The sequence below is a fragment of the Agrobacterium sp. 22-223-1 genome (assembly GCF_053522385.1).
Genome location: NZ_JBNWCN010000003.1, coordinates 92,176 through 117,583, shown reverse-complemented (window position 1 = coordinate 117,583; position 25,408 = coordinate 92,176). Strand labels below are relative to the sequence as shown.

The 25,408-nt window shown below is 61.6% G+C and carries 25 protein-coding genes; 13 read left to right on the top strand and 12 right to left on the bottom strand.

Annotated features, from left to right (window positions below; genetic code table 11):
- Nucleotides 1-3: 3 nt before the first annotated feature.
- Genes bglB through ACQZ60_RS16000 form a run of 5 tightly spaced genes read left to right on the top strand, consistent with a single transcriptional unit; the run spans nucleotide 4 to nucleotide 5,611 of the window.
- A complete protein-coding gene (gene bglB / locus ACQZ60_RS16020; RefSeq protein WP_004433483.1) occupies nucleotides 4-1,098 on the top strand; it encodes a beta-galactosidase BglB in 1,095 nt (364 codons plus the stop codon).
- Nucleotides 1,099-1,103: 5 nt separating this feature from the next.
- The gene (gene pglB, locus ACQZ60_RS16015) at nucleotides 1,104-2,456 is read left to right on the top strand and encodes a polygalacturonase PglB (RefSeq protein ID WP_448735602.1); all 1,353 of its coding nucleotides are present in this window, start codon (nucleotides 1,104-1,106) and stop codon (nucleotides 2,454-2,456) included.
- On the top strand, nucleotides 2,456-3,562 hold the full coding sequence (locus tag ACQZ60_RS16010) for an ABC transporter ATP-binding protein (protein ID WP_448735601.1): 1,107 nt from the start codon (nucleotides 2,456-2,458) through the stop codon (nucleotides 3,560-3,562). The genes pglB and ACQZ60_RS16010 overlap by 1 nt, the downstream gene beginning before the upstream one ends.
- Nucleotide 3,563: 1 nt before the next feature.
- Nucleotides 3,564-4,559 carry a carbohydrate ABC transporter permease gene (locus tag ACQZ60_RS16005; protein ID WP_448735600.1) on the top strand — a complete coding sequence of 332 codons (996 nt, stop codon included), beginning with the start codon at nucleotides 3,564-3,566 and terminating at the stop codon, nucleotides 4,557-4,559.
- 2 nt (nucleotides 4,560-4,561) lie between these two features.
- Entirely contained in the window at nucleotides 4,562-5,611 is a 1,050-nt protein-coding gene (locus ACQZ60_RS16000; protein WP_020808844.1) for a carbohydrate ABC transporter permease, read from the top strand.
- A gap of 236 nt (nucleotides 5,612-5,847) precedes the next feature.
- Here ACQZ60_RS16000 and ACQZ60_RS15995 read toward each other — a convergent pair whose 3' ends face one another.
- The 10 genes from ACQZ60_RS15995 to ACQZ60_RS15950 all read right to left on the bottom strand — a co-directional run bounded on the left by ACQZ60_RS15995 (nucleotide 5,848) and on the right by ACQZ60_RS15950 (nucleotide 16,206).
- Nucleotides 5,848-6,894: a LacI family DNA-binding transcriptional regulator gene (locus tag ACQZ60_RS15995; RefSeq protein ID WP_448735599.1), complete on the bottom strand. Its 1,047-nt coding sequence runs from the start codon at nucleotides 6,892-6,894 to the stop codon at nucleotides 5,848-5,850.
- Between the two features lie 206 nt (nucleotides 6,895-7,100).
- On the bottom strand, nucleotides 7,101-7,886 hold the full coding sequence (locus ACQZ60_RS15990) for a TIM barrel protein (RefSeq protein ID WP_448735598.1): 786 nt from the start codon (nucleotides 7,884-7,886) through the stop codon (nucleotides 7,101-7,103).
- 8 nt (nucleotides 7,887-7,894) lie between these two features.
- A complete protein-coding gene (locus tag ACQZ60_RS15985) occupies nucleotides 7,895-8,905 on the bottom strand; it encodes a Gfo/Idh/MocA family protein (RefSeq protein WP_448735597.1) in 1,011 nt (336 codons plus the stop codon).
- A 10-nt stretch (nucleotides 8,906-8,915) separates the two neighbouring features.
- Nucleotides 8,916-9,812, bottom strand: coding sequence for a sugar phosphate isomerase/epimerase family protein (locus ACQZ60_RS15980; RefSeq protein WP_448735596.1), 897 nt, complete (start codon nucleotides 9,810-9,812; stop codon nucleotides 8,916-8,918).
- A gap of 47 nt (nucleotides 9,813-9,859) precedes the next feature.
- On the bottom strand, nucleotides 9,860-10,768 hold the full coding sequence (locus tag ACQZ60_RS15975) for a sugar ABC transporter substrate-binding protein (protein ID WP_162936118.1): 909 nt from the start codon (nucleotides 10,766-10,768) through the stop codon (nucleotides 9,860-9,862).
- Between the two features lie 138 nt (nucleotides 10,769-10,906).
- Nucleotides 10,907-11,848 carry a sugar ABC transporter substrate-binding protein gene (locus ACQZ60_RS15970; protein ID WP_448735595.1) on the bottom strand — a complete coding sequence of 314 codons (942 nt, stop codon included), beginning with the start codon at nucleotides 11,846-11,848 and terminating at the stop codon, nucleotides 10,907-10,909.
- Between the two features lie 278 nt (nucleotides 11,849-12,126).
- Nucleotides 12,127-13,155: a LacI family DNA-binding transcriptional regulator gene (locus tag ACQZ60_RS15965; RefSeq protein WP_059758408.1), complete on the bottom strand. Its 1,029-nt coding sequence runs from the start codon at nucleotides 13,153-13,155 to the stop codon at nucleotides 12,127-12,129.
- 435 nt (nucleotides 13,156-13,590) lie between these two features.
- Entirely contained in the window at nucleotides 13,591-14,796 is a 1,206-nt protein-coding gene (gene pcaF / locus ACQZ60_RS15960; RefSeq protein ID WP_065655333.1) for a 3-oxoadipyl-CoA thiolase, read from the bottom strand.
- A gap of 10 nt (nucleotides 14,797-14,806) precedes the next feature.
- A complete protein-coding gene (locus ACQZ60_RS15955) occupies nucleotides 14,807-15,502 on the bottom strand; it encodes a CoA transferase subunit B (protein ID WP_059758412.1) in 696 nt (231 codons plus the stop codon).
- Nucleotides 15,499-16,206 carry a 3-oxoacid CoA-transferase subunit A gene (locus ACQZ60_RS15950; RefSeq protein WP_448735594.1) on the bottom strand — a complete coding sequence of 236 codons (708 nt, stop codon included), beginning with the start codon at nucleotides 16,204-16,206 and terminating at the stop codon, nucleotides 15,499-15,501. Before ACQZ60_RS15950 ends, ACQZ60_RS15955 begins: the two co-directional genes overlap by 4 nt.
- Nucleotides 16,207-16,342: 136 nt before the next feature.
- Here ACQZ60_RS15950 and ACQZ60_RS15945 point away from each other — a divergent pair, with 136 nt between their 5' ends.
- Entirely contained in the window at nucleotides 16,343-17,104 is a 762-nt protein-coding gene (locus ACQZ60_RS15945) for an IclR family transcriptional regulator (RefSeq protein ID WP_269832824.1), read from the top strand.
- Here ACQZ60_RS15945 and ACQZ60_RS15940 read toward each other — a convergent pair.
- A complete protein-coding gene (locus tag ACQZ60_RS15940) occupies nucleotides 17,074-17,997 on the bottom strand; it encodes a helix-turn-helix domain-containing protein (protein WP_020808857.1) in 924 nt (307 codons plus the stop codon). The genes ACQZ60_RS15945 and ACQZ60_RS15940 overlap by 31 nt on opposite strands.
- Before the next feature lie 118 nt (nucleotides 17,998-18,115).
- Between ACQZ60_RS15940 and pobA the strand changes: the two genes are divergently transcribed.
- Nucleotides 18,116-19,288, top strand: a complete 1,173-nt coding sequence (gene pobA / locus ACQZ60_RS15935; RefSeq protein ID WP_448735593.1) for a 4-hydroxybenzoate 3-monooxygenase — start codon at nucleotides 18,116-18,118, stop codon at nucleotides 19,286-19,288.
- 199 nt (nucleotides 19,289-19,487) lie between these two features.
- On the opposite strand, the gene pcaQ is transcribed toward pobA, so the two are convergent.
- Entirely contained in the window at nucleotides 19,488-20,429 is a 942-nt protein-coding gene (gene pcaQ / locus ACQZ60_RS15930; protein ID WP_448735592.1) for a pca operon transcription factor PcaQ, read from the bottom strand.
- 94 nt (nucleotides 20,430-20,523) lie between these two features.
- Between pcaQ and pcaD the strand changes: the two genes are divergently transcribed.
- The 6 genes from pcaD (at nucleotide 20,524) to ACQZ60_RS15900 (ending at nucleotide 25,401) form a co-directional block, all read left to right on the top strand.
- A complete protein-coding gene (pcaD, locus tag ACQZ60_RS15925; protein ID WP_448735591.1) occupies nucleotides 20,524-21,321 on the top strand; it encodes a 3-oxoadipate enol-lactonase in 798 nt (265 codons plus the stop codon).
- A gap of 3 nt (nucleotides 21,322-21,324) precedes the next feature.
- Nucleotides 21,325-21,774, top strand: coding sequence for a 4-carboxymuconolactone decarboxylase (pcaC, locus tag ACQZ60_RS15920; protein ID WP_135397455.1), 450 nt, complete (start codon nucleotides 21,325-21,327; stop codon nucleotides 21,772-21,774).
- A complete protein-coding gene (pcaH, locus tag ACQZ60_RS15915) occupies nucleotides 21,771-22,511 on the top strand; it encodes a protocatechuate 3,4-dioxygenase subunit beta (RefSeq protein WP_448735590.1) in 741 nt (246 codons plus the stop codon). The genes pcaC and pcaH overlap by 4 nt, the downstream gene beginning before the upstream one ends.
- 2 nt (nucleotides 22,512-22,513) lie before the next feature.
- Nucleotides 22,514-23,134: a protocatechuate 3,4-dioxygenase subunit alpha gene (gene pcaG / locus ACQZ60_RS15910; RefSeq protein ID WP_448735589.1), complete on the top strand. Its 621-nt coding sequence runs from the start codon at nucleotides 22,514-22,516 to the stop codon at nucleotides 23,132-23,134.
- Between the two features lie 64 nt (nucleotides 23,135-23,198).
- Nucleotides 23,199-24,260 carry a 3-carboxy-cis,cis-muconate cycloisomerase gene (locus tag ACQZ60_RS15905; RefSeq protein WP_448735588.1) on the top strand — a complete coding sequence of 354 codons (1,062 nt, stop codon included), beginning with the start codon at nucleotides 23,199-23,201 and terminating at the stop codon, nucleotides 24,258-24,260.
- Nucleotides 24,261-24,732: 472 nt separating this feature from the next.
- Nucleotides 24,733-25,401, top strand: coding sequence for an amino acid ABC transporter permease (locus tag ACQZ60_RS15900; protein ID WP_020811502.1), 669 nt, complete (start codon nucleotides 24,733-24,735; stop codon nucleotides 25,399-25,401).
- The last annotated feature ends 7 nt before the right edge of the window (nucleotides 25,402-25,408 follow it).

The window sequence follows — 25,408 nt, the reverse complement described above, 5'->3', positions numbered from 1 at the left end:
CAGATGAACCAGCCAAGCATGGAAAAAGACACTCTCAGGACGACGATCGACAATGTCGCCGCCGCCTTCAGCCGCCTCAAGGGCATTCAGGAAGGTCTGGTCAGCGGCAGTTCCGATGGCAAGATCCAGTTCGATGAGTGGGACTGGGAAGTGGGCGTCGGCCTTTACGGTTTCCTGCGCCGGGCGCTTGCCGCCAACGACCGGAAGGCGCTTGACGACCTCGTGACATGGTATGGCTGGCAGATCGAACGAGGCCTGCCGCCGCGCCAGATCAACAGTTCCGCTCCGATGCTGCCGCTTGTCATCCTCACCGAACATGTCGACCGGCCGGATTTCCGGGCGCTGGTGGAAGACTGGGCCGACTGGCTGGTGCATCAACTGCCGAAAACCGAAGATGGCGGCTTTCAGCATGTCGTCAAGGAGCGGCTGAATGAGGGCGAACTCTGGGACGACACGCTGTTCATGGCATGTCTGTTCCTCGCCCGCGCCGGCGTCGTCTGCAAACGTCAGGACTGGATCGACGAGGCGGTCTACCAGTTCATGATCCATACGCGCTATCTCTCGGACCCCGTCACCGGGCTCTGGTATCACGGCTGGACCTTCAACGGACGCCATAATTTCGCTGACGCCTTCTGGGCACGCGGTAATTCCTGGATCACCGTCGCCATTCCCGAACTCTTCGAACTGGTGCCGACGCTTGGCGAAAAGGACAGGCGTTTCCTCGCCAATGTGCTGGCAAGCCAGGTGCGGTCGCTCAGGCAATATCAGCGCGAGGACGGTATGTTCCACACGCTGCTCGATGACCCGACCTCGCCGGTCGAGACATCGGCGACGGCCGGCATCGCCTATGGCATTCTGCGCGGCATCGAGGCCGGCATTCTCGGCGAAGAAAATCGCCCGCATGCGGAACGCGCGCTGAAGGCTGTGCTTGGCAATATCGACGATGAAGGCGTCGTCCACGGCGTTTCCGACGGCACGCCGATGGGCCACGATCTCGACTTCTACCGCCGCATTCCCAATCTGCCCACGCCCTACGGGCAGGCACTGACGATGCTGCTCCTGATCGACGTTTTTCTGAAAAGGCCAAAGGCATCGTGAGCATCATGAACATCAGTCAGGACATCACAGTCGCGGCAGGTGGCCTCGATGCCACGGCAGCCATCCAGCAGGCTATCGACACCGTTTCAGCCGCAGGCGGCGGGCGCGTGTCTCTCTCGGCCGGGCGTCACGTCAGCGCCGGCCTCAATCTCAAAAGCGGCGTGGAACTGCACCTTGCCGAAGATGCGGTGCTTGCCCCCGTTTCCGATTACGACGCCTATGCCCTCACCCGGGTTTCGGTGATTGCCGAAGATTCCGATCGCGGCATGATCATTGCCAGGGGCGCGCATGACATCGCCGTCACCGGCCCCGGCCGTATCGAGGCTGGCGGTGAAAACTTCATCGTTGGCGACGACAAGGCCATGGGCACCTATGTCCCGGCAAAAAAACGCCCACGCGTGATGGTGCTGGAAAGCTGCCGCAACGTGCGCCTTGAAAACCTTTCCGTCAGTGGTTCGCCGATGTGGACGCTGCATATGGTCGATTGCGAAGACCTTCATTTCCGCAATCTTCGCATCGAAAACGACCGCCGCCTGCCGAATACCGACGGCATTGTGCTCGATGCCTGCCGGCGCGCCCTGATCGAGGATTGCTTCATCTCGACTGCCGATGACGGCATCTGCCTGAAAACCAGCGCCGGGCCGGATGGCAAAGCTGTCGGCGCCTGCGCCGATATCACCGTTCGCCGCTGCACCGTTTCCAGCATGAGCTGCGCGCTGAAGCTCGGCACGGAATCCTTCGGCGATTTCACCGATGTCGCGTTCGAGGATTGCAAAATCGTCCAGTCCAATCGCGGCGTCGGCCTGTTCTCCCGCGATGGCGGCGCAATGCGCAACATCCGCTTTTCAAGGATCGAGACCGAATGCCACGAAACGCCGGGCGGCTTCTGGGGTTCGGGTGAGGCTGTCACCGTCACCGTCGTCGACCGCCGCCCCGAGCGTCAGGCCGGCAGCGTCGACAATCTGGTTGTGGAAGACTTGAGCGGCTCGATGGAAGGCGCGATCAACCTCGTCGCCACATCGAAGGCCGGCATTCACAATGTCCGGCTGGAGCGCATCACGCTGTCGCAGCAGCCGGGCAAGCTCGGCACCGGCCTGCAATACGATCTGCGCCCCACAAATGCGGATATTGCGCCAAGCCCCCATGCCGCCGGCCGCGCCAATGCCTGGACGCAGGATGCTGAGGGCAGGATCGTCGGAATGGAGGATTATCCCGGCGGAATGCCTGCGGTCTATCTTGCCGGCGTGGAAGGATTTGCGGCGCGCGATGTCGCTATTAAAAGAACGACGCCCTTGCCCGAGGGCTGGAACAGCCAAGAGATCGTCGCGACGACGAACTTGCCCGAAGGGAGCAGGTGATGGGAAGTCTGAAACTCGAAAACCTCAACAAGGCGTTCGGCGCCGTTCATGTGCTGCATGACATCGATCTCCAGATCGAGAACGGCGAGTTCGTCGTTTTCGTCGGCCCTTCGGGCTGCGGAAAATCGACGCTGCTGCGCATCATCGCCGGTCTCGAGGATGTCACCTCCGGCACCATCGGCATTGGCGGGCGCGATGTCAGCGCGCTGTCTCCGGCCGAGCGCAAGATCGCCATGGTCTTCCAGTCCTACGCGCTTTATCCGCATATGAGCGTGCGCAAGAACCTTGCCTTCGGCCTGGAAAACCTGCGTTTCAAGCGGGCGGAAATCGAAAGCCGCATCAACGAGGCGGCGCGCATGCTCGCCATCGAGCCCTATCTCGACCGCAAGCCGAAACAGCTTTCCGGCGGTCAACGCCAGCGCGTCGCCATCGGTCGCGCCATCGTGCGCGAGCCGGATATTTTCCTGTTCGATGAGCCGCTATCGAACCTCGACGCGGCGCTGCGCGTGCAGACGCGCGCCGAAATCACCCGCCTGCACCGCGATATCAAGACGACGATGATCTATGTTACCCACGATCAGGTGGAAGCCATGACCATGGCCGACAAGATCGTGGTGCTGCGCGCTGGGCGCATCGAGCAGGTGGGCAGCCCTCTCGAGCTTTTCGACAATCCGCGCAATCTCTTCGTCGCCGGGTTCCTCGGCTCGCCGCGCATGAACATCCTCAAGGGCACCATCACCAAGGGCAGCGACGGCAGCATCGCCATCGACGCCGGCTACGGTGTGTCCCTGCCCTGCCTCGTCGATCCGGCAGCCGTCAGCTCCGGGCAGGCGGTTCTCGCGGGCATTCGCCCCTCGCATTTCACCATCTCCGACAATGCCGGCTTGCCCTTCGAGGTGCAGTATCACGAAAGCCTCGGCACCGAGACCTATCTCTACGGCAATCTTCAAGGCGAGAAAGAACAGATCATCGTGCATCAGGCGGGCCATTTCGCCCCCGCTTCCGGCTCGGTGCTGAAGATCATGCCCGCACGGGAAAAGGTGCATGTCTTCGATCCCACCACCGAACTGGCGTTGCCGCGCCGCGACAGCGAAGGGAGAGGTTAGCATGGCCAATCCGAAGCTTGCGAGACTGTCCGACCGTGCGCTCGATGCCGTGATGGCGATTGTCGAAGTGCCGCTCAACTTCATCGAGCGGCTGATCGGCAAAAGGCGCATGCCCTATATTTTCCTGATGCCGAACCTCGTTCTCTTCGGCATCTTCACCTTCCTGCCGATTGCCATTGCCGTCGGTTACGCCTTTACCGGCGGCACCGAACTCCTCATTACCGACCGCCCCTTCGTCGGGCTGGAAAATTTCGGCAAGCTGCTGGATTGCCAGAGCTACATGGACCCCGGAAGCTGCCGGGAATCGCTGTTCTGGACGGCCATCTGGAACACTTTGTGGTTCGTCGGTTTCAACGTCATCGCCACGCTGCTGGTCGCGCTCATCACCGCCCTCATCCTCAACCGGGCGATTGCCGCGCGCGGTTTCTTCCGCGCCATGTTTTTTTACCCGGTCCTGCTGTCGCCCGTCGTCATCGGCCTCATCTGGAAATGGTTCCTCGACCGCAACGGCCTGCTCAACGCCTTTTTCCAGATGCTCGGCGTGCCGCCGGAAATCTTCCTGCTGGATGTCGGCTGGTCGCGTTTCTTCGTTGTGGTGGTCTCGGTCTGGTTCCATATGGGCTTTTATACGCTGATCCTGCTCGCCGGCCTTCAGGCCATCCCGAAGGACCTCTATGAAGCCGCCGCCATCGATGCCGCATCGCCCCGGCGCACCCTGCTGCGCATCACCCTGCCGCTGCTTGGGCCCAACCTGCTCGTCGTGCTCATCCTGCTTATGATCCGCTCGGTGCAAATATTTGACGAGGCATGGGTTCTGACCAATGGCGGCGGGCCGGGCACGGCCAATACATTCGTGGTGCAATATATCTACCAGATGGCCTTCGGCAGCGATCTGAGGCTCTTCGGCCTTGCATCCGCCGCATCGGTTCTGATGGGCCTTGTGCTTCTCGCGCTGACGCTCGTGCAATTGCGCCTCGGCAAAAAGATGGAGTCCTGACCATGTCCAACGCCGTCTCCTTTCTCACGCGCACCCGCCGCCCCGGCCGGATCGGCCTTACCGATATCCTGTCATGGGTCTGGCTCATCGGCGGCACGCTCGCCGTCCTCATCCCGGTCGTCTGGGCCGCCATGTCATCGCTGAAACCGGAAGCCGAAATCACCCGGTTTCCGCCGAGCCTCCTGCCGCGCGCCGCCGTGCAGGTGGACGTGCAGGGTTACGACAAACCTCTCAGCCTCTGGAAAGCCCCCATCGACGGCATGGAGCGGGAAATGGCCATGGTCCGCCGCATCGGCCTGAAAGCCCAGATGGTCGATCCCGCCAATCCCGGCCCACCCGTCAGCGTCGACACGCGGGAAATAACGCCTGTCCAGAAACTGACTATCGCGACGGAGAACTTTACCGATCCGCTGACCCGCTTCAGCTTCCTGACCTTCCTCAAGAACTCGGTCTTCGTCACCTTCGTCGCAACCGTCCTGACGCTGATCGTCAACGCCATGGCCGCCTTTGCCCTCTCCAAATACCGCTTCCGCGGCGAGAAGGCGATCTTCGTGCTGATCATCTCCACCCTGATGATCCCGCTCACCGTCGTCATGGTGCCGGCCTATCTCGTCATCGTCGGCGTCGGCCTCGTCGACAATCTCTGGGGTGTCATCATCCCGACGGTTGCGACGCCGACCGGCGTGTTCCTGCTGCGGCAATATATGCTGACCATCCCGGACGAGCTGATCGAGGCAGCCCGCGTCGATGCGGCAAGCGAATTCCGCATCTTCTGGCGCATCATCCTGCCGCTGACGGCGCCGGCGCTTGCGGTTCTCGCCATCTTCTCGGTGCTCTGGCGCTGGAACGACTTCCTCTGGCCGCTGATCGTTCTCAGCAGCCGCGAGAACTTCACGCTGCAGGTTGGGCTGAACGCCTTCCAGGGCGAGTTCTCGGTGCAATGGCACTATATCCTCGCCATGACCTTCCTCAGCCTGGCGCCTGTTACCGTCGTTTTCCTGTTCCTGCAGCGTTACATCACGACAGGCATTGCCGGCACGGGGATGAAATAAGGAGAGTACGAGCGTTGCGGTGAGACAGCAGGCCGTCACGATTGGAATGTTAAAGCCCCTCCACTCGTCATTCCGGCCTTGAGCCGGGATCCAGCCGTCGCGCGTCTGCGCGGCGAAAGGACTCTTTTCAGCCCAAAGACTTGGGCTGGCTGGATTCCGGCTCCAGGCCGGAATGACGGGAGAATTAATCCTCTGGAGTTTGTTCAGCGGTCAACAAATGACGACACTCCAACACCCTACTTCGGCGGCGACGCTATGCTGCCCCTTAACACCAGTCGACAACCGAGTTCCAGCCGGTGCGCCGGGCGCGTGGGATCGGCCGCCACAAGCCGCTGTTCCAGCAGCGCAAGCGCCGCGCCGCCCAGCCTGTCGGCGGGCAACTGGATGGTGCTGAGCGGCGGCGCACTGAAGGCCGCCGGCATGATATCGTCAAACCCCAAGACCGAAACATCGTCCGGCACCCGGATTCCGGCCTCCGTCAGGGCCTTCAGACAGCCAAGCGCCAGATTATCGGCGGCGCAGAAGATCGCCGTGGCGTTTCTGAGCGGCCGCTGTTCGGTCAGCAGGCGGCGGATGGCGGCCTCACCCCATTCCGGCTCGTAGCTCTCCACCTCGATGACCATATCGGCGGGAACAGTGAGGCCTGCCGCGAGATACGCGTCGCTATAGCCATCGTAACGGCGGCGGATCGTCGTGCGCCCTTTCCAGGTGATGTGCAGAATATTGCGATGCCCGAGGGAGAGCAGATGTTCGATACCGAGCCGCGCACCAAAACGGTTCTCGGCGGTCACCGTATCGACGATCATGGCCGGGTCCTCGCCATTGATCAGCACCACCGGCCGCGCAAGCGCAGACAGCGCCTCGACCAGTTGCGGCCTGTCATCGTTCAGGATCACGATACCGTCGACATTGTCGGCATCCGCCGCCGCCGCAACCGCAACCGGGTCGAGCCTGCTCGTTGTGCTGACATAGGGAACGATGCGAATGCCGCGCCGCTCGCATTCACGCCTGAAGCCGTTCAGCATCGTCCAGCTGACCATGTTGAGATCGCTCTGCGGTGCGGCATCATTGGTCATGGCCAGAAGCACGACGCGCAAAGTGGCGATCGTCGCCTTCTGTCGCCGGTTTTCGAGATAACCGAGCGTGCGTGCCGCCTCCAGCACCCGCTCGCGAACCTGCGTGGTCAAGGGTGCGGTGCCGTTGATGGCGTGCGAAGCCGTGCTCAGCGAAACATTCGCCTCCCGCGCCACGTCCTTAAGCGTCGTTTTCCTGTCTATTTTCATAAAGGGGAAATTCAACCACTCTACTTCGGACGGTGCGGGCAGAAAGCCTGCCTCACGCAGTCGATCTGAAGAATACCCGTGCCTGTTTGCTGCTCTCTCGTCGCTCGAAGACTACAGCATCATCCGTAAATGCGGAATTGATTTCTCTGGGTTTTTAATCCCCCGCAAGAAACGCCGCCCGCAGCGAACCGCGGGCGGCGAGGCGGTCAGAGCGCCTGGGAGATATGGTCGATGCTGCTCTTTACGGCAGCGGCCGGATCCTTCAGCTCGTGCACTTCCGTCGCAAAGGGTTCGAAGCTGTAAGGTCCCTTGTAACCGGCCGCCTCAAGCGTCCTGATCTGGGCTATATTCTCCAGCCGGTCGTCGCCATCCACCAGAACGCGGTGGGCGTCGAGCATGTCGGCTACGGAGACGGCAGGATCGATCACGCCGGAAATGTGGACCAGCCCCGTTCGCTCCGGGAAGAACTCCGTCTCGCCCGCAAGGTGATGGTGGAAGGTGTCGTGCACCAGCCTGTAGACATCGCCGCCACCGGCCGCATCGATGGCCCTGATCGCTTCGGCCTTGGTGCGCAGCGACGAGACCGGGAAACCGAGCGGCTCGACGAAACCGATCAGGCCGCGTTCCTCAAGGATCGGCTTCATGGCCTTCAGCGCCGTGACGAGATCGTCAAAGGACACCGGCGTACCGTCGTTGAGCGGGCACATCACCAGCGCTTTCGCGCCGCTCGCCGCCGCATAATCGGCCATGGTAACGGCCCGCGCAGGCAGGTCGCCCGACCAGACGTTGAAGGGATAAAGCGCATTGATCGAGATGATCGTCACGCCGGCCTTTTCGGCCGCCGCCTTCACGGCCGCCGGCTCAACCGTGCCGACGATGTTCGGCAGATCGTTGCGGATTTCGACTTCGGTAAGGCCAAGTTCGCGGGCTGTCGCGAAGAATGCCTCAAGGGAGAGCTTCGGCGCGGTGATGTGGTTGATGGCAAAACGCATGAAAGACCTCACTGATAAAGGGCGGGACGGGTGGGAAGCTTGATTTCAACGGCTGCCCCGTCCGTTTCCTGCGCGGCCACGCAGGCGTCGGAGGTGATGGCGGCCACGTAGCCGTCCCAGGCGTTGGGTCCCGATGCCGTGCCCTTCGCCGCCGCATGGATGAAGTCCTGCAATTCCACATCGTAGCTGGCGATGAAGCGGTCTTTCCAGTCGGTGAGGATATCGTTCTGCAGCTTGGCGCCGAGGCGGGTCTGCACCGACATCGGCTCCGGCAGGCTGGCAATGCCGTCCTCGCCCACCACCTGGCACTGGATATCATAGCCATAATGGCAATTGACGAAGATTTCGACGTCGATGATCGTGCCCTTCTCCGTCTCCAGAATGACGATCTGCGGGTCCTTCAGCCGCGCATGGCTTCTGGCCGCCGAACGGGGAAAGAGAACCCGTGCCGAAACATAGTCATCGTCAAGCAGCCAGCGCAGCACGTCGATCTCATGGATCATCGTGTCATGGATCGCCATCGGGGTGACATATTGCTCCGGAACCGCCGGGTTGCGGTGGGCGGCGTGCACCATGATCGGCGCGCCGATCCTGCTATCGACGGCCTGTTTCAGCGCCACGTAACCGGCATCATATCGGCGCATGAAGCCCACCTGAACCAGCCGTTTGCCATGCGCCACCTCGGCGTCGACGATGCGTCTTGCGCCTTCCGCCGTTGTCGCCAGCGGTTTTTCGCAAAAGCATGGCTTGCCGGCGGCGATTGCCGCCAGCACATATTGCTCATGCGTGGCACCCCATGAGGTGACGAGCACGGCATCCACATCCGGCGATGCGATCAGCTCTTCACCGGTGGCGAAAACGACGGCATCCGGGGCGATGTCGTTCTTGACCGCCTCGGCCGAGGCGCGGTTGACGTCGCTCAGCGCAACGATCTTCGCGCCGCCCAGAACCTTGTTGATACGGCGGGCGTGATCACGCCCGATTGCGCCGGTGCCGACGACACCAATTCTGACAGTCATTTGAAAAACCTCATTTCCAGTACTTGGCGACGTATCGCCGGGTTTCGCTGAGCATGAACCGCGCGCTTTCATCGACACGATCTTCCCAGGCAAACACGCAGTTCGAAAGCACGCCGTCGAATTTCATGTCGGCGAGCGTCGCAAAGAAGGTCTCCCAGTCGATCTCGCCCTGGCCGAAATCGGTATGCTGGTGCACCCTGACCTTGGAACCGGGGGGATTGACGATGTAACGCAACTGCGACGACTTGTTGTGGTCATAGGTATCGGCAAGGCGCACATGCACCAGATGGCCCTCGGTCGCACGCAGGTTAGCCACCATGTCCGGCCCGTAAAAGAACGTGTGCGGCGCGATGAAGGAGGCCTTTACCGCCTTGGAATTGATGGTCTTGATGATGTCGATGGCAGGGGCGATCTCCTCGATCCAGTCTTCGGGATGGGCCTCCAGCGACAGCACCAGACCTTCCCGTTCGAGGATCGGCACCAGAATATCCATGGCGCGGAAGAACTGCGCTTCGCAGGTTTCCGGGCGATGCAGGCCGGAGCGGTCGTTGAGGCTGCGATCCGGCGAGCCGCCGCGGCCGAATTCCGAAACGAACATCGGGCATTCCATCTCGACGGCTATCTCGATGGCGCGTTTCCAGTTGTCGATCGCCACCTCCCATTCGTCCGGATAGGGGCTTGCCCAGCGATACATGGGCTGCAGCGTCGCAAGGCCGACACCATGGTCCTTCAGCGCCTTTTTGAATTCGGCGACGCGTTCGGGATAGACCTTCGGCCGGGTCCACCAGGAGAAGAAATCCGGGCGGGGTGAAAGTTCGACGTAATCATAGCCGAGTTCGGCAACCTTGCGGCAGGTCTCGGCCAGCGAGAGGTGTCGGAACATGTGGGGGTCGAGCGTATGTTTCATGGCTGTTTCCAGTGGAGTGATAGACGGACCGGGGCCGAAGCCCCCGCTTATTTGGCGTAGGCGGTCATGTTTTCCGGGGTGACGAGTTCGAAGGGCACCCAAAGCGTCTTCTCAGTGCTTTGCCCGGCAGCGGCCTTCACCGCCGTCTGAACCGAGACCTCGCCCTGCTTCGTCGCATTCTGGTAGACGGTAATATCGAGATCGCCGGCCTGCATGGCGGCAAGGCCGTCCGGCGTGGCGTCGATACCGGCGATGACGACATCCTTCATGGAAACGCCCGCCGCCTTCAGCGCCTGCGCTGCGCCGATCGCCATTTCATCATTGTTGGCAATGACGGCATCGAACTGGATGCCCGCCGTCAGCCAGGAGGAAACGAGGTCCTGCGCCTGCGTGCGGCTCCAGTTCGCCGTCTGCTTTTCGAGGATTTCGATCTTGCAGTCCGGCCGGGCAAACACCGTTTCCACATCCTTGGTGCGCACCAGCGCCGCATGGTTTTCCAGAGGTCCCATCAGCACCACGGCCTTGCCCTTGCCGCCCATCAGCTTGCAGGCGGCTTCCGCCTCCATGGTGCCGGAATCGAGTTCATTGGAACCGACGAAGGCCGTGCCGTCAGGCAGGCCGGTTTCCAGTTCTGCCGGCGGGTGATTGACATAAACGAGCGGGATTTTTGCGGCGGATGCGGCTTTGGTGATCGCCGAGGTGGCATCGCCATCGACCGCGTTGACGATGATCGCATCGACACCGTTGGCGATGAAGTTCTGCACCTGATTGAGCTGTTTCGAAGGATCGAGCTGGGCGTCCTCCACCAGAAGCTCGATGTTCTTGTCACGCCCGGCCTCAGCCCTGATGCCGTTCAGCAAAATCGTCAGGAACGGATTGTCGAACGATGTCATGGAGACCGCAACACGGGTCTCGGCAAGGGCAGGCGTTGCGAAAATGCAGAGCGCAGTCGCCATCAACAGGTTTTTCAAAGTCTTTCCTCCCGCGGAAAATCTCCGCTGGTTCAATCGCACTGATATCGCTGAAGCCGGAATATCCTCCCCCCGCCTCCAGCGTCTTCGGTCTGTCACGTCATTCTCAGGCCCGAACGGGTCTCAGTTCTTGGCCTGATAGTCCTTGAGGTTTGCGGGTGTGACCAGTTCGAAGGGTACGAAAACCTTCTTGTCCACCGCATCCCCCTTTGCCAGTTTCAGCGCCGTATCAACCGCGCCCTTGCCCTGACCGGCGGCATTCTGGAAAACGCTCACATCCAGCTCGCCCGCCGCCATGGCGGCCAGCGCGTCCTGCGTGGCGTCGATGCCGGCGATGATGACGTCATCCATCGACCGGCCGGCCGCCTTCAGCGACTGTATCGCGCCGATGGCCATTTCGTCATTGTTGGAAATCACCGCATCGAACTGCACCCCGGCCGAAAGCCAGTTGGTCATCAGGTCCGAGCCTTGAGTGCGCGACCAGTTGGCGGATTGTTCCTCGACAAGCTTGATGAAGCTGCAATCGGGCGTCGCCACCACGTCCTTGATATCCTGCGTGCGCATGCGGGCCGCCTGGTTGGAAAGCTCGCCCATCATCACCACCGCCTTCGCTTCCGCCTTGCCGGCCACCTTCAGCAGTCGGCAGACTTCCTGCGTCTGCAGGGTGCCGGACTGCTTTTCATCGGAGGCAACGAAGGCCTGTTTTTCCGGCAGGCTGTCGAGGTTGACCGGCTGGCGGTTGACATAAACGAGCGGAATGCCGGCGGCAGCGGCAGCCTGCGAAAGCGCCACGGTCGCATCCGTATCCACCGGGTTGACGATGATGGCGTCGACGCCGGCGGCGACGAAGTTCTGCACCTGGCTCAACTGCTTGCCGACATCGTTCTGCGCATCCTCGATCTGCAGCGAAACGCCGTTCATGCCCTTGGAATAATCGATCATGCCGTTGCGCAGCACGGTCAGGAAATTATCGTCGAACAGGGCCATCGAAACGCCGATGGTTTCCGCCGAGGCGGTCGTCGCCAGCATGGTGGCGAGCGCTGCAATCGCGAAATGTCTTTTCATGTCGTTCTCCTCCAAAACCCTTGAAAAGAACCGGCTGCACGGTTCAGCGCCCTTCGCGCCGCCACCGTTTTCCGGCAAAAAATACCCGTCGCCGCGAAGACAAGTCCGCAGCCTGAAGCAATCCGAAACATCGTTATTATCGTGGATCAGCCTCCTGCCCGCTCCACACGCAGGCAAGATTTCCCAGTCCCGGCCCGGCGTCAACGGGTCAGCGGCAATCGAAACCATCAAGGCTGATAGAAAGAGACGCGGAATTTATGATAGAATCTATCAAACCATCAAAGGCTTTCAGGAACCCACAGATGGGCGGGTACAAACCGCTGTCCCGGCGTTTCCGCCATGCCGTGTTCAATGCTGTGAACCATGGTGGCGATGAGGTCCGCGCATAACTCACGGAGCGGCGTCTGGAATATGCCACTGATACGCTTTTCCAGCAGCGCCTGACGGGATTCGGGCGTCAGTTCATTCACAAGACAGACGATGGCCTCCTGCCGGTTTTCCTGCTGCAGGGCCTCGATGACGCCTTCCATGCCGCCGCCGATGCAATAGATGCCGACCAGATCCTTGTGCTTGGCGATGGTGTCCATCACCAGCTCATAGGTTAGCCGCCGGGTTTCCAGCGTGATCAGCGCATCCATCACCTCGAATTCCGGCGCATATTCCCGCATATAGCTGCGAAAGCCGGTTTCACGCAGCGAATGACCGTGAAAACGGTGGCCGCCGAGCAGCAAAAGCACCTTACCCCTGCTACGCGCCAGCCGCGAGATCATCCAGGCCGCCGTGCGCCCGACTTTCATGTTGTTGGCGCCGAGATAAGCTTCCCGCACCCCCTGCGCGAAATCCGAAAGCAGCGAAAATGTCGGAATGCCCTTCGCCTTCAGGGCCTCGACGGCGGCGGTGACATCGTGATGGTCCGGCCCCGTGGCCGCCACGGCCTGCACGCGGCCCTTCATCCCCGTCAGAAGGGCCGCAAGCTCGCTCGGCTCGCCCGACTGGGCGAATTCGATGCGCAGATTGAGATGGCGATCCCGGACGTTGCGCGCCGCAAGCTCCAGCTCGTCGGCGAAGGTCTGGTAGAAGGCGTGCCGCTCCTTGCGCAGGATGATGCCGAGACTATAGGACGGCAGATCGGCCAGCATGCGCTGGCGAATGATGTTGGTGGCGTGAAAACCGATCTTCTCCGCCGCTTCGAACACCCGCCGCGCGGTTTCCTCCCGCACCGGCAGTCGGCCGTTCAGCACGCGGTCGACGGTGGCGACGCTGACGCCGGCGGCTGTCGCAACATCTGTGATGGTCGGACGTTTCATGCGGGCACCCCGTAGACGGAAAGATTCCTGTCATATCTCGCAAAACATGTCACGGATCATGATGGAATCCAACATGTGCAGAGGGATAAGAGCGTGGAGTACTTTATCAGGGAATAATCGACCGGGAGCCGCATCGCAGGGCCGGCTTGCTTGGCCCAGCACGCCTCCTCCCCTCATCTCTGTGCTTGTCACAGAGATCCAGCCAGCCCAAGTCCTTGGGCTGAAAGGAGTCCTTCCGCCGCGCAGACGCGCGTCGGCTGGATTCCTGTGACAAGCACAGGAATGAGGGGGGCTGGGATGTGTCAGAGCGAAAAAATCACCTGCCGAGTAACCTGAATGGCAACTGTCACACGTAAGGAAGCTGCGGCAGCGGGCATTCGTACCGTTTTACGGCGGCATTAGCACCGTTATCACGATGCTGAAGCCGCTATCCCGTCAGACCCGCTCCAGCGCCACGGCGATACCCTGCCCGACGCCGATGCACATGGTGGCGAGCGCAAGACGCTTGCCGGTCAGCGAAAGTTCGAGCGCCGCCGTGCCGGCAATGCGCGCGCCGGACATGCCGAGCGGATGACCGAGCGCGATGGCGCCGCCATTGGCATTCACCCGCGCATCGTCATCCGCAATGCCGAGCTGCCTCAGCGTCGCAAGGCCCTGGCTGGCGAAAGCCTCATTCAGCTCGATCACGTCCAGCTGCTCCTGCTTCAGCCCGAGCCGGGCCAGCAGCTTCGCGGAGGCCGGGGCCGGGCCGATGCCCATGACACGCGGCGGCACGCCGGCGGCGGCACCGCCAAGAATACGGGCAATCGGCGTCAGCCCGTATTTCTTCGCGGCTTCCGCCGATGCGACGATGAGTGCGGCCGCGCCGTCATTGACGCCTGACGCATTGCCCGCCGTCACCGTCGCGCCCTCGCGCCTGTTGACCGGCTTCAGCTTCGCCAGCGCTTCAAGGCTGGTCGCGCGCGGATGCTCATCCTTCGAGACCACCAGCGGATCGCCCTTGCGCTGCGGGATGGTCACGGACACGATTTCCCTGTCGAGGCGACCATTGGCCTGCGCGTCAGCCGCCTTCTGCTGGCTGCGAACGGCGAAGGCGTCCTGATCCTCACGGGAGACCTGATAGTCAATGGCGACGTTATCGCCGGTCTCCGGCATGGAATCGACGCCATATTGCGCCTTCATCAGCGGGTTGACGAAACGCCAGCCGATGGTGGTGTCGTAGATTTCGGCATTGCGCGAAAAGGCGCTCTCCGCCTTCGGCAGAACGAAAGGCGCGCGACTCATGCTTTCGACGCCGCCGGCGATCATCAATTCCGCCTCGCCCGATTTCACGGCGCGGGCGGCTGCGATGAGAGCATCCATGCCCGAACCGCACAGCCGGTTGATCGTCGTTCCGGTCACCGAAACCGGCAGGCCGGCGAGCAGCAGCGACATGCGTGCGACGTTGCGGTTATCCTCGCCCGCCTGATTGGCGCAACCGAAGATCACATCCTCGACCGCTTCCCAGTCGACGGACGGGTTGCGCTCGACAAGCGCCTTCAGCGGCACCGCGCCGAGATCGTCGGCCCGCACCGAAGAAAGCGCGCCGCCGAAGCGGCCGATGGGCGTGCGGATATAGTCGCAGATGAATGCGTCGGTCATCGGTTTTTCCTCAAAGTTCCGGAGCGACGAGATCGGCGACCTCGCCATCGACCGCCAAAGGCGCGCCGGTCATGGCCTGCAATTCATCGAAGGTCATCGCCGGCAGTTTTTCACGCAGCACGAAACGGCCATCCACCACGTCGATGACAGCATGGCTGGTATAAATGCGGGTGATGCAACCGACGCCGGTCAACGGAAAGGCGCATTTTTCAACGAGCTTCGGTTCGCCGTTCTTGGTCACATGTTCGGTGATGACGAAGACCTGCTTGGCGCCATGCACCAGATCCATAGCGCCGCCGACGGCCGGCACGCCCTTGGAGCCAACGCGCCAATTGGCGAGATCGCCATTCTGCGCCACCTGATAGGCTCCGAGGATCGCCACATCCAGATGCCCGCCGCGCACCATGGCGAAGCTGTCGGCATGGTGGAAGAAGGCCGCACCAGGCTTCAGCGTCACAGCCTTCTTGCCGGCATTGATGAGGTTCCAGTCCTCTTCGCCTTCCGGCGGCGCTTCGCCGAAATTCAGGATGCCGTTTTCGGTATGGAAGATCGCCTGACGGCCGGGCGGCTGGTAGCGCGCCACCATTTCGGGAAAGCCGATGCCGAGGTTGACGTAAGCGCCGTCCTCGATGTCCTGCGCCGCACGCCATGCGATCTGGGCGTTGGAAAGCTTGATATCTTCGCGGGTGTCGATGGTCTGGGTCATGCGTAGGCTACTCCGGCGCGAATGAGGACTTCTTCCTGTTGCGGATCGGGGATTTCCACGACGCCGTTCACGAAAATGCCTGGCGTGACGACATGCTCCGGATCAATCTCGCCGGCTTCGACGATCTTCGAGACCTGCGCGATGGTGGTCTTTGCGGCCATGCACATCAGCGGGTTAAAATTGCGGCCCGCCTTGTTGTAGGTGAGGTTGCCATAGGTGTCGCCAAGCTCCGCCTTGACGATGGCGAAATCCGCCTTCAGCCAGCGTTCCTGCACGTAAGACCGCCCGTCGAATTCGGCAATCACCTTGCCTTGCGCCAGTTCCGTGCCGAAGCCGGTGGGGGTGTAGAAGGCCGGAATGCCCGCGCCGCCGGCGCGGATGCGCTCGGCAAGCGTGCCCTGCGGCACCAGTTCCAGCTCGATTTCGCCGGCCAGATACCGGTCGGTGAAAGCGCGCGGATCGGAAGAGCGCGGGAAAGAGCAGATCATCTTTTTGACCATGCCGGCGTCGATCATCGCGGCAATGCCGATGCGGCCGTTGCCGGCATTGTTGTTGATGACCGTCAGGTTCTTCGGGCCCTTGTCGATCAGCGCATGGATCAGCTCGATGGGCGCGCCAGAGCCGCCGAAACCGCCGATCATGATCGTCGCACCGTCACCGATGCCGGAAAGCGCATCTCCAGCGCTCTTGATTGTCTTGTCCATTAAAACCTCCATCCAGCCGGACGGATGGAACCCGCAAGGCTGCCTGACCGTGAGGTAAATCCGAAACCGGCTCGACGGCAAGGGTTTTGTGCGCTATATGATTTTTGTTCGTATATCGCACAAATGGAGCCGCGACATGGCTGTCAGCGAAAGAGACATGATGGGCGGTCTCGCCAAGGGATTGCGGGTGATCGAGGCCTTCAGCGCCGAGCGGCCGCGCCTGTCGATTTCCGATGCTGCCGAGATTGCCGGGCTGGACCGCGCCACGACGCGGCGCTGTCTGCTGACGCTTTCGGAACTCGGTTATGCCGCTTATGACGGCAAGTTCTTTACCGTGACGCCGAAGGTGCTGCGGCTTGGCACCGGCTGTCTGGCCACCATGCCGCTGCCGCGCATCGTGCAGCCGCTGCTCGACCGCCTTTCCGAAGAGATCGGACAGAGCACCTCCGTTTCCATTCTGGATGAGACCGAGATCGTTTATGTCGCCCGCGCCGCCCAGCAGCGGGTGATGTCGATTGCGCTGATGCCGGGTTCGCGCCTGCCCGCCTATTGCACCTCCATGGGCCGCGTTCTTCTTTCGGCGCAGACAGCCGAGCAGCAGCGCGACATTCTCGAAGCCTCCCGGCTGGTGGCGCGCACGGAAAAGACGATCACCAGAATGGACGCCCTGCTCGCCGAAATCGAGGCCACCGGCCATCGCGGTTATGCGCTGATCGATCAGGAGGTCGAGATCGGCCTTCGCTCCATCGCGGTGCCGCTGAAAACCATACGCGGGCAGACGGTGGCCGCCCTCAATGTCGGGCTTGCCGCCTCGGTCGCCTCGATGGAGGACCTCGTGGAGCGATACCTGCCCGCGCTTCTTGCCGTTCAGCGGGAACTGGCAAGAATGCTGGTCTGAAGCGGCACCTGCCGCGCCCCGGAATCCCCCATTTTCCGCTGCTCCGCCAGCCGCCAGGCGCGCGGGGTCATGCCGGTCTCGCGCTTGAAGAACCGGTTGAAATAAGCCGGATCGGCAAAGCCCAGCCCCTCCGCAATCATCTGCACGCTGGAAACGGTAAAGATCAGCTCCTGCTGGGCGATCTCGATCTGACGCTTAGCGATCAGCCGCTGCAGGCTGAGGCCGGAAACGGAACGAACCAGACGATTGAGGTGCGTCTCGGAAAGACCGAGCTTCTTCGCATAAAACTCCGCCTTTTGCGGCTCGCGAATATGGCGTGCAATCAGTGACAGCAAAAATTCGAAACGCTGTTCCGCAAGACCTTCTCCGGTTCCTTCCAGCAGCGGCCGCGCCGCCCGCGCCAGAAGCGCCGTCACGATTGCCAACTGACCTTCGATGATGGCATCCCGGCCTGTCTCGCGTGTTTCATATTCTGCGGAAATCTGTTCGAACCCGCTGCGCAGGCGTTCGCCATCGGCAAAATCCCGCAGCGGCAACAGGACAGGCCGGTGGAAATTCCGCAGCAACAGCGCCTGCACCGATGCCGGCAGGGCGCCCGGCAGCACGGTAACGATCACCCCGCCAATATCGCGCGAAAACCGGAAGCCATGTTCGAACCCCGGCGGCACGACAATGGCGACCGGCGGGCGGATCGCCTCGATGCGACCATCCAGCAGCGCATCGCCCTCGCCGCCCCAAATGTACAAGATTTGCTGAAAGGCAGCGTGACGGTGCAGGCCGATTTCAAAGCGGTGCAGGCTGCTTCTGGAAAAAAGCGTCTCGCAATGAAAGCGAAAATCAGTGCCTTGCACCGCTTCTTCGCCATACAAACCCTCACTTGCAGCAAGCCGCATGTTCCTTCGCTCCTCCGCACAATGGTCGGATTGTGCAATTTGCCGATCAGAAAGTCCATTGAGCTTGCCGCATCCCTTGGTCAATTTCTTGATAGGAGACAAGTTCGGGAGGAAACAAATGCGCACCCAGGTCGTCATCATCGGCTCCGGCCCCTCGGGGCTTCTGCTTGGCCAGCTTCTGGCCAGAGAAGGCGTCGAGACCGTCATTCTCGACCGGGTCAGCAAGGATTACATTCTCGGCCGTGTCCGCGCCGGCGTGCTGGAAAAAGGCACGGTGCAGCTCATGGAAAAGGTCGGCGCGGATAAACGCCTGCGCCGGGAAGGCCTGCCGCATGACGGATTTTCGCTGACCTTCGACGGCCGCGACCACCGTATCGATCTCTTCGACCTGACCGGCGGCAGCCATGTGATGGTTTATGGCCAGACCGAGGTGACCCATGACATGATGGATGTCCGCGAAGCGGCAAACCTTGTGACCATCTACGATGCCGGCAATGTCGAACCGCATGATTTCGATGGCGCAAGCCCCTATGTCACCTATCAGAAAGACGGCGTAACCCACCGGATCGATTGCGATTTCATCGCCGGCTGCGACGGCTTCCACGGGGTGAGCCGCAAATCGGTGCCGCAGGGCGCGATCAAGGAATTCGAGAAGGTCTATCCTTTCGGCTGGCTCGGCATTCTGGCCGAGGTGCCGCCCGTCAACCATGAACTCATCTATGCCAACCACCCCCGCGGTTTTGCGCTCTGTTCCATGCGCTCGCACACCCGCAGCCGTTATTACATTCAATGTTCGCTTGATGACCGGCCGGAGGACTGGAGCGACGAGCGTTTCTGGGACGAAATCCGCCGTCGTCTGCCGGAAAACCATGCGGATGTGATGGTAACCGGCCCGTCCTTTGAAAAATCCATCGCGCCGCTCCGGTCCTTCGTCTGTGAACCGATGCGGTTCGGAAGGCTGTTTCTGGCCGGAGACGCCGCCCACATCGTGCCGCCGACGGGCGCCAAGGGTCTCAACCTTGCGGCCAGCGATGTGCATTATCTGAGCGAGGCGCTGATCGAATTTTATCGCGAGAAGTCCGAGGCCGGCATCGACGGCTATTCGCAGAAGGCGCTTTCCCGCGTCTGGAAGGCCGTGCGCTTCTCCTGGTGGATGACGACGATGATGCATCGTTTTCCCGATACCGGAGATTTCGGCCAGCGCATTCAGGAGGCGGAGCTGGACTACCTCGTGCAATCGCGCGCCGCTTCCACCGCGCTTGCGGAGAATTATGTGGGGCTTCCTTATTAGGGGCTGCCCCAGACACGCGGCTTTTATCTCTACCGTTTCCACACCCGTCACCCCGGACCTGATCCGGGGTCCAGCGCGATCAAGTCATTGATCGCAAAAGACTCTTTTCACGGCGCAGAACGCGTCGCGGCTGGATTCCGGCTCAAGGCCGGAATGACGAAGGAGAGGTTCTCAGACTTTTCCGACCCCCACCCTCATCTCAAGAACCGGCCTCCGGCCTACCATCCAGCAACTCGCCCGCCGCCTCGCGAATAGCCTGCATCAGCAGCGAAAGCGGCAGCGAGGGCTGCGTATCGGCCCTCACCGTCAGCCCCACCGGGCCACTGGTATCGCCGGTCTCGACGGGCAGGATCGCCAGAATACCATCCGCCACATCGGCCGCCACCACGCCTTCCGAGATGATCCAGATCGCATCGCTGGTGCGCAGGAAGGCGCGGCCGAAGGCGTCGGACACGGTTTCGATGCGGATCGGCAGGGCCGGCACGCCGTTGGCGATCAGGAACTGCTCGACGACGGGGCCGATGACGGATTGCCGTGTCGGCATCAGCACCGGATATTCATGCAGGTGATCGAACACCGAAAGGCCGGGCGACAGCAGCGGGTGGTCGGCGCGCACCACGAAGCGCACCTTTTCCGAATAGAGATGCTCGAAGGAAAAGCCCGCCATTTTCTGCGGTGCAGCCAGACGGCCGACAACAAGATCGAGATCGCCGACGCGCAACTGCTCCAGCAGCACGGCGTTTTCGCCCGTCACGATCTTCACCGGGCTGCCGGTTTTTTCGGCCAGAAAACCGGCCATCGCCTTCGGCATGATGCGAACAGATACCGTGGGCAGAGCGCCGACCCGCACCGGCGGACCGGCGCGCGCCGCCTCCTGCGATACCGAATCGACCGCCTGCCTGAGCGCCGTCATCGTCGCGCCTGCATGGCGCAGAAAGACCTCGCCATAACGGCTGATGCGGATGCCGCGCCCTTCCCGGTCGAACAGCGACACGCCGAGAATATCTTCCAGTTCACGGATCGTCTTCGTCACCGCCGGCTGGCTGACATGCAGGATTTCCGCAGCCCGAATGACGCTTTTCTGCCGCGCCACCTCCACGAAAGTCTGCAGGTGGCGGAACTTGATACGCTGATCGACCATCGCTCATATAATCCACAGGTTATGATTTTCATCGATAATGTCATTTTACTTAACCGGAACCCGCTTGCAATATCCCCGGCAGGAGGAGCACATCATGCATTTTCTGCGCTGCGGCGAGACCGTGATCCATTACCGCGTCAGGGGATTGGACACAGGCAAGCCGATCATCGCCTTCATCAATTCGCTCGGCACCGATTTCCGCATCTGGGATGCGGTCACCGAAGCACTCGGCGATGATTATGCCTATGTGCTGCACGACAAGCGCGGCCACGGGCTCTCGGATGTCGGGCACGCTCCCTATTCCATCGACGATCATGCCGGCGATCTGATCGCACTCCTCGATCATCTTGGCGTGAAGAGCGCGATCATCTGGGGCCTGTCGGTGGGCGGCCTGATTGCGCAGGGGCTTTATGCCCGCCGTCCCGATCTCGTCCGCGCTCTGGTGCTCAGCAACACCGCCCACAGGATCGGCACGGCCGAGATGTGGAACGCCCGCATCGACAAGATCGCCGCGGACGGCCTCGTCTCGCTGGTGGACCCCGTCATGGAGCGCTGGTTCACACCCGCCTTTCGCCAGCCAGACAATGCCGCCTATGCCGGCGCGCGCAACATGCTCTCGCAACAGCCGGAAGCCGGCTATAGTGGCACCTGCGCCGCCATCCGCGATGCGGATTTTACCGAAAAGGCCGGGCGCGTCGCCGTGCCGACGCTTTGCGTGGCGGGCGATCAGGATGGCTCCACCCCACCGGAACTGGTGCAGTCGCTGGCGGATCTCATGCCCGCAAGCCGTCTCGTCACCATCGCCGGCTGCGGCCACATTCCCTGCCTTGAACAACCGCTCGCCTACGCACAGGCAGCCTCCATTTTTCTCAAGACCTTGCCGGAGCATTGACCGATGGCGGACCATATCGACAAGAACGAACGTTTCGAACAGGGCATGAAAACCCGCCGCTCCGTGCTCGGCGACGCCCATGTGGACCGGGCGCAGACCATGACGTCCGGTTTCGACCAGCCTTTCCAGCAGCTCATCACCGAAGCCGCCTGGGGCACGGTGTGGTCCGGCAACCACTGGACGAAGCGCGAGCGCTCGATGGTCACCATCGCCCTGCTCGCCGCACTCGGGCAGGACGAAGAGCTGGCCATGCATGTGCGCGCCACCGCCAATACCGGCGCCACCGAGGCGGATATTCGCGAGGCGCTGCTGCATGTGGCGATCTATGCCGGCGTGCCCGCCGCCAACCACGCTTTCAAAATCGCCAAGCTTGCCCTGGCCAGCATGAAAGTCGATAGTTCCCCTGATAATTCTGGCACTGATAATTCTGGCGATGAGGAGGAGACGAAATGAGCAACCAGCCGCCGGAAACCGGACCGTTCTTCGCACGCAACCGCGATATTCATCCGCTCGCCTATGCGCCCGGCTACAAGACCTCGATCCTGCGCTCGCCGCAGCGTGCGCTGATTTCGCTGGAAGGCACCAAGAGCGAAATCACCGGCCCGGTCTTCGGCCATGGCATGCTGAACCCGCTGGATAACGACCTCATCCTCAACTATGCCCGCCCCGGCGAAATGCCGGTCGGGCCGCGCATTCTGGTGCACGGCCGGGTGCTGGACGAGCGCGGCCGCGGCGTGGATGGCGCGCTGGTGGAATTCTGGCAGGCCAATGCCGGCGGCCGTTACCGCCACAAGAAGGAAAGCTACCTCGCCGCCATCGATCCGAATTTCGGCGGCGTCGGCCGCACGATCACGGATGAGAACGGCTATTACTGGTTCAAGACCATCCAGCCCGGCGCTTATCCCTGGCCGAACGGCGTCAATGACTGGCGGCCGGCCCATATCCATTTCTCGGTCTTCGGCCACGGGTTCGCCCAGCGGCTCATCACCCAGATGTATTTCGAAGGCGACCCGCTGATCTGGAAATGTCCGATCGTCAAGACCATTCCGGATGAGGATGCGATCAGAAGACTGATCGCGCCGCTGGACATGAATGCGACGCTGCCGATGGACATGCTGGCCTACAAGTTCGATATCGTTCTACGCGGCCGCCGCTCGACCATTTTCGAAAACCGCATGGAGGGCAACTGACCATGGTTCAGCCGCTCAACTATCTCAAGGAAACCGCCTCGCAGACGGCGGGCCCCTACGTGCATATAGGCTGCACGCCGAATTTCGTCGGCATCGAGGGCGTGTTCGAGAAGGATCTCGGTTCCGGTCCGCTTTATAACGACAAGGCCCGGGGCGAACGCATCAGCGTGCGCGGCACGGTTTATGACGGCGCCGGAATGGCGCTGAAGGACGCGCTGATCGAAATCTGGCAGGCCGATACCGACGGTTATTACAACAGCCCCAGCGAAACGCGGGGCAGGGCAGATCCGAATTTCATCGGCTGGGGCCGCTCGCCCGGCGACATGGATACGGGCGAATTCGTCTTCGAAACCATAAAGCCGGGCAAGGTGCCGTTCCGCGACGGCCGGCCGATGGCGCCGCATATCACCTTCTGGATCGTCGCACGCGGCATCAATATCGGCCTGCAGACCCGCATGTATTTCCCGGAAGAACAGGAGGCCAATGCCGCCGACCCGGTTCTTGCCCGCATCGAGCAGAAAAGCCGCATCGCCACGCTTGTCGCCAAAAAAGAGGAAGGCAACGTCTATCGTTTCGATATCCGCCTTCAGGGCGAAGGCGAAACCGTGTTTTTCGATATCTGACGCATATCGCGCAAAAGTGTGCAGCGGTTTTGCGCGATATGCGCAAAAGAAAGCGAGACGGAAGATGAGCCTTTCCCCCTTCGAGCATCCGTTTTTGTCAGGCCTCTTCGGCGACAGCGAGATCGTCGAGCTGTTTTCGGCAAGAGCGGATATCGACGCCATGGTCCGTTTCGAGACGGGGCTGGCGCAGGCGGAAGCGCAGGCCGGCATCATTCCCGAGGATGCGGCGGAAGCAATCGTTTCGCGGCTTTCGGACTTTGCCGCCGATATGACCGCGCTTCGCCATGGCGTCGCGAAGGACGGCGTCGTGGTTCCCGAACTCATCCGGCAGATGCGCGCGGCGGTCGCCGGCCAGGCGGCGGACAGGGTGCATTTCGGCGCCACCAGCCAGGATGTCATCGATACGAGCCTGATGCTGCGGCTGAAGGCTGCGGCGGAAATCATCTCCGCCCGGCTCGGCCGCCTGATCGATACGCTGGGAGACCTTGCCTCCCGCGACGGCCACAACCCGCTGACGGGCTATACCCGCATGCAGGCCGCCATCGGCATCACCGTCGCCGACCGGGCGGCGAGCTGGACTGCGCCGCTGGAACGCCACCTGCTGCGGCTCGAAAGTTTTACGCAGAGCGGCTTCGCCCTGCAATTCGGCGGGGCGGCCGGTACGCTGGAAAAGCTTGGCGACAATGCCGCAGCGGTGCGTACCGATCTCGCAAAACGGCTCGGCCTTGCCGACAGGCCGCAATGGCAGAGCCAGCGCGACGGCATCGCCGAATTCGCCAATCTGCTCTCGCTGATCACCGGCGCGCTCGGCAAGTTCGGGCAGGATATCGCGCTGATGGCCGAGCTCGGTGCGGAAATCCGCCTCTCCGGCGGCGGCGGCTCCTCGGCCATGCCGCACAAACAGAACCCGGTCAATGCCGAAACGCTGGTGACGCTCGCACGCTTCAATGCCGTGCAGATATCCGCCCTGCACCAGTCGCTCGTGCACGAACAGGAAAGATCCGGCGCGGGCTGGATGCTGGAATGGCTGTCGCTGCCGCAAATGGTGACGGCAACGGGCGCCTCGCTGCTGATCGCCGAGCGATTGGCCGAGCAGATAGACAGGCTGGGCACAGGCGAAAACTAGAGCATTTCCAGGAAAAGTGGAACCCGGTTTTCCGTCCGGAAATGCGTCAAAACAAAGAGGTGGAGTGTTTTCGCGGTTCGAAGAAAAGCGAAAAAACTCCAGCCGCAGGGCCGGTCGATTTCGTGCGCAGACAGGGTTTTCGGGCACTGCCGAACGGCGGGCCGGAAGCAGCATGACGACGCGTGGAAAGCGCTTGCGCTTTTCCGCATTAGTCATTGATAAAAAAGACTTTATTCAGAAATCCAAAAAATGAAAAAACAGCACGAAAGCTGCTTTTTAACCGGACATGCCGCTTGACACAAAAATGAACTAACTGGTACAAACATTAAGATTAACAGCCTGCCGCCGACAGGGGTTTTGAAGCCTGCGGCGGCAGTGAACGACAAATGGAGGGCTTTGGCGCCGCAAGGTTTCCAAAGCGATGCGGACAAGGCGAAACGCCTGTCCGGACCCGAACGGGTTGGGAGGAAGAATGTCTTACAGTCTCGATTTTTCGGCGGTCATAGAGCGCCTGCCCGAGCTGCTTTTAGCCTGTCTGGCGACGATCGGCCTTGCGATTGCCGGCATGTCGCTCGCCACCGTCATCGGCGTTCTGGGCGTCGTCGCCCGCCGCTCGCGGTTCAAGCTGCTGCGCGGCCTCGTCATCGGTTTTGTGGAAACAATCCGCAACACGCCGTTTCTGGTGCAGATATTCTTCATCTTCTTCGCCCTGCCGCAGATCGGCATCAAGCTCAACCCGACGGTAACGGCCATCATTGCGCTGGCTCTGAACGGCGGCGCCTATGCGATTGAAATCATTCGCGGCGGGGTCGATTCCATTCCCAAGGGCCAGGTCGAGGCGGGGCTTGCGCTCGGCCTTCACCGCGCGCAGATTTTCCGGCACATCATCCTGAAGCCGGCGCTGCGGGCGGTCTATCCCTCGCTCACCAGCCAGTTCATCATGCTGACGCTGACCACCTCGGTCTGCACCTCGATCGCCGCTTACGAGCTGACCTCGGTGGCACAGAAAATCGAGGCGGATACCTTCCGGTCCTTCGAGGTCTATTTCTCGATCACGCTGCTTTATCTGGTCATTTCCTCGCTGATGATGGGCATTTTCTCGCTCATCTCCCGCGCATCCTTCAGCTATCCGGTCAAGTGAGGAAAAG